8 protein-coding genes are annotated in these 6,853 nt (G+C 68.5%); 7 read left to right on the forward strand and 1 reads right to left on the reverse strand.

Going from position 1 to position 6,853, the window contains the following annotated elements:
• Nucleotides 1-57: 57 nt before the first annotated feature.
• On the reverse strand, nt 58-657 hold the full coding sequence (locus NZM16_RS11275) for a sigma factor (protein WP_295451688.1): 600 nt from the start codon (nt 655-657) through the stop codon (nt 58-60).
• 636 nt (nt 658-1,293) lie between these two features.
• Between NZM16_RS11275 and NZM16_RS11280 the strand changes: the two genes are divergently transcribed.
• The 7 genes from NZM16_RS11280 (at nt 1,294) to NZM16_RS11310 (ending at nt 6,729) form a co-directional block, all read left to right on the forward strand.
• Nucleotides 1,294-1,596 carry a hypothetical protein gene (locus NZM16_RS11280; RefSeq protein ID WP_295451686.1) on the forward strand — a complete coding sequence of 101 codons (303 nt, stop codon included), beginning with the start codon at nt 1,294-1,296 and terminating at the stop codon, nt 1,594-1,596.
• Between the two features lie 21 nt (nt 1,597-1,617).
• Nucleotides 1,618-1,917, forward strand: coding sequence for a hypothetical protein (locus NZM16_RS11285; protein WP_295451683.1), 300 nt, complete (start codon nt 1,618-1,620; stop codon nt 1,915-1,917).
• A gap of 163 nt (nt 1,918-2,080) precedes the next feature.
• Complete coding sequence (locus NZM16_RS11290; protein ID WP_295451680.1) at nt 2,081-2,404, forward strand: hypothetical protein; 324 nt, start codon at nt 2,081-2,083, stop codon at nt 2,402-2,404.
• Nucleotides 2,405-2,900: 496 nt separating this feature from the next.
• On the forward strand, nt 2,901-4,226 hold the full coding sequence (locus NZM16_RS11295) for a CpaF/VirB11 family protein (protein WP_295480450.1): 1,326 nt from the start codon (nt 2,901-2,903) through the stop codon (nt 4,224-4,226).
• A 269-nt stretch (nt 4,227-4,495) separates the two neighbouring features.
• On the forward strand, nt 4,496-5,443 hold the full coding sequence (locus NZM16_RS11300; protein WP_295480452.1) for a hypothetical protein: 948 nt from the start codon (nt 4,496-4,498) through the stop codon (nt 5,441-5,443).
• A 107-nt stretch (nt 5,444-5,550) separates the two neighbouring features.
• Nucleotides 5,551-6,450, forward strand: a complete 900-nt coding sequence (locus NZM16_RS11305) for a hypothetical protein (RefSeq protein WP_295480454.1) — start codon at nt 5,551-5,553, stop codon at nt 6,448-6,450.
• Nucleotides 6,451-6,534: 84 nt separating this feature from the next.
• Nucleotides 6,535-6,729, forward strand: a complete 195-nt coding sequence (locus tag NZM16_RS11310) for a hypothetical protein (protein ID WP_295480456.1) — start codon at nt 6,535-6,537, stop codon at nt 6,727-6,729.
• Nucleotides 6,730-6,853 lie beyond the last annotated feature (124 nt).

Consider the following 6,853-nt stretch of genomic DNA (forward strand, 5'->3'; position numbering starts at 1 on the left):
CAGCGCCCCCGCCCACCCCCCGGGGAGAATGCAGAAGTCGTACATGGGAATAAAGCTCTAAGCGAGGGGAGAGGACGAATCGCGCGCTCTCGGAGGTTCCGTGGCCGAGAGGACCACCTCCTCCCGCCACAGCTGCCGCAGCCGGCTCAACCCCTCCTTCAACCACTGCTCCCCCTCCCCCCGGCGTAACCCCAGCCGGCGTTCGATCGAGGCCAGCGATTGCCTTCGCCGGCCCTCCAAACCGTAGAACTGCACAATCACCTCAAAAGCCCGGGGGGATTCCTCCCTCAACCGGCCCAGCAGGGCGGAGAGGGTATAATGCAGTTCCACCCCGTGCAGCGGATCCTCCTCCCCCTCCAGACCCTCGACCTCCTCCTCTGAAAGCGGATGCTCATACTGGCTGGGAAGCTGACGTTGGATCTCGCGCCGCAGGAAGAAGGCGAGGTGGAGATACAGATAGGTGGTGAACCGCGCCCGTTCGGGATCCCAGCGGCCCACCGCCTCACAGGCCATCCGAAAGCCTTCCTGGACCAGATCCTCGAACTCCAGCCAGGGGGGCAGATCCAGGGTGCGGACGATGCGGGCGGCGGCCTGTTCGATCAGCTGATGGATCCGGTGGAAATCCACGAAGGCAGCGTGCATCTTGGTGTGGGTCATCGCAGCCAGCTCTCCCGAGAGGGATGCAGGGGACCGCATAGGGGGCGGAGCCGGCGGCCCGCCCGGCGGCGCCCGGCGCTATGCGGTCGGTTCAATGAGATGATAAGCAAATTCTGACCTGGGTCGGTGCCTCGGGAGAGGGAAAATGGGAAAAATGGGAAAGGCGGGCCCGCCGGGCTGCGCCTCACTCTTCCCCTTTCGTCCCATTTCTCTCAGCCGGCAAGCCTCCAAACCGATATCCGCACGCTGTGGTCAACTTTCTAAGGTGGAGGCAAGGAAGGGGTCTTCTTCGGCGGCGCCTCAGCTCCCCAACCCTCGGGAGAGGTCACCCATGGCACACCCGGTTTTGAAAAGCCATTTGGCAACCGAGTGTCTGCGAGGGGCGCTGGTCCAGGCTCGTCCACCGGGCGAGATGATCCCTTTTCCTGGCGAAGGGTTTGGAATTCGAAGAAGAGAGAAGGAGCTTTCCCATCCCGGCCGAGGAAGCCCAACCGGAAGTTGTCCGATCCGTTTTCCCGAGTCCGGCGCGATTCTCCGAGGCCCGCCCGGCGAGAGCCAGATAGGGAAGCGATGATCGAACACGTCCTTCAGGCTGTCTATCATCTTTATGGAACCTGCTGCTCTGGAGGGCTGCGAATGGGTCGGATCTATCAGGTGGATTACGAACGCGCCTTCGCGCTCTGCGCGGAGATGGAACGGATCATCAGCGAGATGGAGGGACAGGCAGCGGCGCTACAGGGGATGCTCGAGCCGATGGGCTCCGGCTGGATCCCGCATGGGGCCGCCGTGCAAGCCTATGGGGGGGCATTGGCCCAGCGCGCCCGCATCCATCTGAGCGAGAACCGCGCGGCGGTCGCCGCCCTTCGTCAGTCGCTGCATTCCCTCAAGGCGCTGGAGGAGGAACAGGCCCGGCGGATGCGTTCCGCCCGCGCCCGCTGAACCCTTAAACGGAGGCGAGGGATGTCGATCAGTCGCTTTGACTACGACGCGATGCAAGCGATTGCTCGAAGGATCCAGCAGCACAGCGCCGATCTGGAGGCCTATCTGGGGCAGATCCAGGCGATGGCCCGGGGTCTCGAGGAGCGCTGTCGCTCCCCCCTCGCAGAGGCGCTACAGGCGCGAAGCGCGGAGTGGGTTCAGATCGGCCAAGAGCTGGCCCAAAGCCTCCGGGCGCTGGGGGTGGATCTGGCCCGCATCGTCGAGGCCCAGCGCATCGCCGAGGAGCAGGAAGGGGCGCGCTTCGCCCGGCTTCCTCAGTGAGGCGGGGCCTTTCCCCGGTCGGCCGGGCCTTCCGGGCGGAGGCCTCGTGTTGGGACCGATCGGGTGGGATGCTTCGTCAGGGAGCAACGGAGGGACGCCGCCCTGGAGGTCTTTCCTCGCGTCTGGACGTCTTGCCTCTCATTTTCCGATTTCGGAGGATGCCATGAGCTACGATCCGCGCGGGACAGCCGGATGGCTGATCCATGACCCGGAGGCGATCCAGGCTTACCGGCGCGCCTTAACGGACGAGCGGCCTGAGCAGATCCTGGCCAGCCTGTCGGCGGCCGTCCAGAGCGAGCTCCCAGCCATCTGGTCCGGGGAGGCCGCCCAGGGTTATCTCGAGGCGGCCGCTCGGCGCCTGGAGCAGTTCCGGCGCTGGCTGGAGGCGCGGCGGCATTTGGAGGAGCGGCTCGCGGCAGGCGAGGCGCGGATCACCGAGGCGATCGCTGAAGTGGGGCGGATGCTTCAGGGGTTGCCGGAGCTGTAAGGCGTTCGGGAAGGTATGAGATAAGCGGGCGGACCCCGATGGCGGGGTTCAATCGGAGGTTGTCCGAGCGCGGGCGTGGATGTTGGGGCAGTGGGTGGAGGGATGGATAGGGCCGGAGTGGCGAGCCGGGGATCCATCCGTGGCTCGCCGCAGGGACGCGGACGGTTCCAGGCGAGCGCTTCGGGATCCGGGGAGCGCAGGCGGTGGATCGCGCCCGCCGGTTTATGTCCTGAAGGAAGGGATCGCCCGACCGGGGCAGGGGTTCCTGAAAGCTGCCCGGGGGCTGGGGTGCCGCCCCAGCCCGAAAAAGGGCTTTATCCGTTCTCTTTGAGAAGGCCTCTCCATCGGATTCACTGCCTCAGTGGCACACAGGGTTTGTGAATGGAGTGGAATGGCCGTTGACGACGGCCTTGCCCGCCCTCAAAGCCCCGGGGAAGGAATCGGGGGGATCGACTCGAAGTCCGGTTTAAAAGGGCTCTTGAAGTTTGGAGGAGCGATGTTTCCAGAGCCTCGTGCGGAAGCGCTGGAACCCTCTGCCCACAGGACGGACCCGCTCTCCCCGCATGTGGTGGAGGAGATGCGGGCCCGCCTGGCGCAGCGGACGGAGGGGAGACCCCCCCGGCCCTCCGACGCTCTGCAGGCCGCCCGGGAGATCCTGGGCCCCTCGGCGGCCCCCGGTGCGCTGGCCCGGGCCGCCCTGGAGCTGCTGGACTGGGGAGAGCTCTTCGAGCTGCTGGCCGATCCGGCCGTGGAGGACATCGCCATCAATCACCGCCGCTATGTCTACGCCTTCCGCCGCGGGCGATGGGAGCGGGAGAAGGAGATCCGCGACCCCCACCGGTTGTGGGGTGGGATCCGCCGGGTCTGTGAGGCCGCCGGCATCCGCACGCCGAACGACATCAAGCCCGCCGCGGAAGGCTCCTTCTCCTTCGACCTCCCCGAGCCCATCGGTTTTCTCACTGTTCGAGTCTCCTGGAGCGAGCCGCCTCTGGTCCCCTCCAGTTCCCTCACCCTGCGCCTGGCCCGTCCCGGCCAGGCCCCGGATCTCTCCCAGCTGGTGGCCTCGGGGGTGCTCACCCCGGAGGCCCGGGATTATCTGACCGGGGTGATCTCCCGCCGGGGGACGCTGATCATCGCCGGGCCCACCGGCTGCGGCAAGACCACCCTGGCCCGGGCGCTCCTGCGGGAGGCCGCTCGCCAGTTCCGGCTGGTGATCATCGAGGACTCCTACGAGCTGATGGTCTTCTGGGACGGCCGCCCGGAGAGCGACCCCGGCAACGTCGTCCACAAGCTCACCCGCCCGAAGCTCCCCGGGGAGGACATCGTGCCGTTTTCCGCCTTCGACCTCATCGTGATGGCCCTGCGGGAGCGGCCCGACGGGATCGTGGTGGGGGAGGCCCGGGGGCCGGAGGCCTTCGAGATCCTGCGGGCGGCCAACACCGGCCACGGCCCCCAGGTGACCACCCTCCACACGGACAGCGTCGAGCGGGTGTGGTCCCGGTATCTCCAGATGGCCCAGAGCCACCCCGAGGCCCGGGATCTGCCGCCCCGGACGCTGGCGGTGATGTTCGCGGAGGCGGTGACGGCGGTGGCGGTGCTGGCCTACCGGGAGGAGGGCGGCGGGATGCGGCGGTTCGTGGAGGCCATCGCCGAGGTGATGCCCGAGGTGGAGGGGGACAGCGACCGGCCGGTGCTGCGGACGATTTTCGCCAGAGAGAACGGACAGCTGGTCCCCGCCTCCCGGCCCATCCGGCCGGGCTTCTCGGCGGAGGAGATGGGGCTGGGGCGCCTGCCCTGGAGGGGCGGCGCCCACGTGTGGTAGCGCCGAACCGTCTACGCGGGGCCCGTTCTGGGCCCCGCGCGGCGTTCGTGGAGGATTTTATCGGCCTGTGAGAGCAGATGGATAAAAACCGCCCCCGGGAGGGGGAGGAGGAGCCGATGATCGCCATGGCCCTGCTGCTGGGTGCGGTGGTGTTTGCGGCGGATCTGCCGCCCGCGGTGAAGCTGGGGGCCGTGGCGGCCTTCGCCCTCCTCGCCCTCCGGCTGCGGGGATGATAGGGTCCAAATCGAAAAAGCCAGCGGAGGTCTGGAATGGGAGATGCGGTGGCCATCCTGATCGGCGCCATCGTGGGAGCGGGGACGCTGATGGCCGTCGCCCGCCCGCAGGAGCAGCTGCTGGCCCTCCAGGGCCTGCGGGAGATCCGGTCCCGCCTGGGGCTGGAGGGGATGCTGCGGTCGGCTGGGATCGACATGCCGCCGGCGCTGTTCCTCCAGTTCGCCGCCCTGTGGGCCGCCGGCGGGTTCTCCATCGGGCTCCTGGCCGGCCTGGGGATGATCTCTGCCATCATGCTGGCCCTCTTCGGGGCGACGTTTTACTACGTGCGGGCCCGGGAGCAGGCGGCGGAGCGGCGGCTGCGGCTGGCCATGGAGCTGATGGTGTTTCTGCGGGCGGCGGCCGGAGGGCTGCGGGCGGGGCTGCCACGGTCCGAGGCGGTGGCCCGGGCCAAGGATCTGGCCGGGCCGCTGGCCCGAGAGGCCATCTCGGATCTGGAGCGGCGGCTGGACCGGGCCGGGGCCTCTCCGGAGGCCCGGGAGGAGGCCATCTGGGCCTGGGCACGAGATTACGCCCACCCGGTGGTGACGGCCACTGCCCAGGTGCTGGGGGTGCTGGCGGGCGGCGGGGCCGGGATCCAGGAGCTGGTGGGGGCGATCTCCGACAGCCTGGACCGCATCCGGCGGATCCTGCAGGTGGCCCGGGCCCGGGGGCGGGGGATGCAGCGCCAGATCTACATGATCATCGCCATGAGCGCTGCGGGGCTGGTGATCCTGTCCTCCGCCGCGCCGGAGTTCCGGGAGCTGCTGCTGAACAACCCCCTGAACCCCGTCCTGGTGGTGGGGGGATGGTTCGGGTCGCTGCTGCTGTCCGAATACCTGATGGACCGGTTCTTCTCGATGGAGGAGACGGTGGGGATCGCCAGGGGGAGGGCCGGGCTGATCCCCCTGGACCGCTACGGCAATCCCATCCTGCCGGAGGCATAGGATGTCAACCCGGGACCGGATTCTGGAGGCGTTGTCCTGCGGGTTGGGGAGCGCAGGGCGGGTCGGGCTGCGGCTGCGGGACCGCCTGGCGCTGTGAGGAGGGATCCATGGGCGGCGTGGAGCTGGGGATGGCACTGGCGGCGGCCCTGACCCTGGGCGGGTTCTGGGCGGCGTTCCTGCGCCCCCGGGAGCGGACCCGCATCGAGGGGGCGGAGCAGGATCCTCTGGACCGGGGAGCGGTCCTGCCGGGATGGCTGGCTCCCTTGTATCCCCTCCTGTGGCCGCTGCTGTCGGGGCTGGAGGGGGTCGGGCTGGCGAAGGGGAACCTCCCCGAGCGGATCGCCCGCTCCGGCTACACCCCCTACGGGACGGTCTCGGCGGTCTGGGCGGCGCGGTTTCAGGGAATGGCGATGGGGATAGCGGCGATGGTAGCCGGGGCACTGCTGCTGGGCCCTGTCCTGGGCTCCCCATTGCCGGGGGTCCTGGCCGGGCTGGGGATAGGACTTTACGGGCTCATGGCTCCGGATCGGGAGATCGACGCCGCCATCCGGGACCGGCGGCGGCGGTTCCGGGCGAACATGCTGCTGGTGGTGGCCACGGCCCGGGGGTTCCTGCGGGTGGGGCGGTCCTTCGATGAGGCCTTCGCCCGGGCGGCCCAGGGGGACGGGGTGTTCGCCAACTGGGTACGGTTCCTGATCGCCCGGCACAACAGCGTGGGGCTGGCGGCCCTGGAGGAAGGGCGGCGCCACGCGCCGGACCCCCAGGACCCCTATCTGGTCCGCTTCCTGGACATGGCGAAGGCCGCCTGGACCGGCGGGGCGGGGATGGACACTATCCTGGAAGGGCTGATCCAGGATCTGGGGGTGGACATGGAGCAGGGGATCTCGGAGACGGTCACGACGGTGGAGCCCCTGGTGCTGGGGGCGGGGATCCTGGCCATCGTGGGGTATGTGCTGGCGATCCTGATGCCCGTGTTCATGGGCAGCGAGGCCTTCCTGGGGTTCTGAGGGTGGAGGGGAGAACCCGCTGGAGGCCGTCCGCCCCGGCGTCCGGCGGTTTTCCACAATCCTTCATCTGGATGGAGGTAGGACATGCTGCGAGAGCTTCAGATGTTCCTTCTGGACGAGGAAGGGGCCTCCCTGGTGGAGTTCGCGCTGATTTTCCTGTTCATCGCGGTCGTGGCGGCGCTGGTTCTGCCAGGTGTCCGAACCCGCATCCAAAACGCCTTTAACATTGGTGGCCAGAAAATGGACGAGGCCACTGGAGCTGCCTCTGGGGGGCGATAATCCATGTGCCGGCGATGGTCCCGGGACCAGCGGGGGCAGGGCCTGGTGTCCTTCGCCCTGGCGATGGTCCCCTTCTTCCTGATCCTGCTGTATCTGCTCTACAGCGGGGCCTATGCTATCTTCT

The organism is Thermoflexus sp., from assembly GCF_025055495.1.
Classification (GTDB): domain Bacteria; phylum Chloroflexota; class Anaerolineae; order Thermoflexales; family Thermoflexaceae; genus Thermoflexus.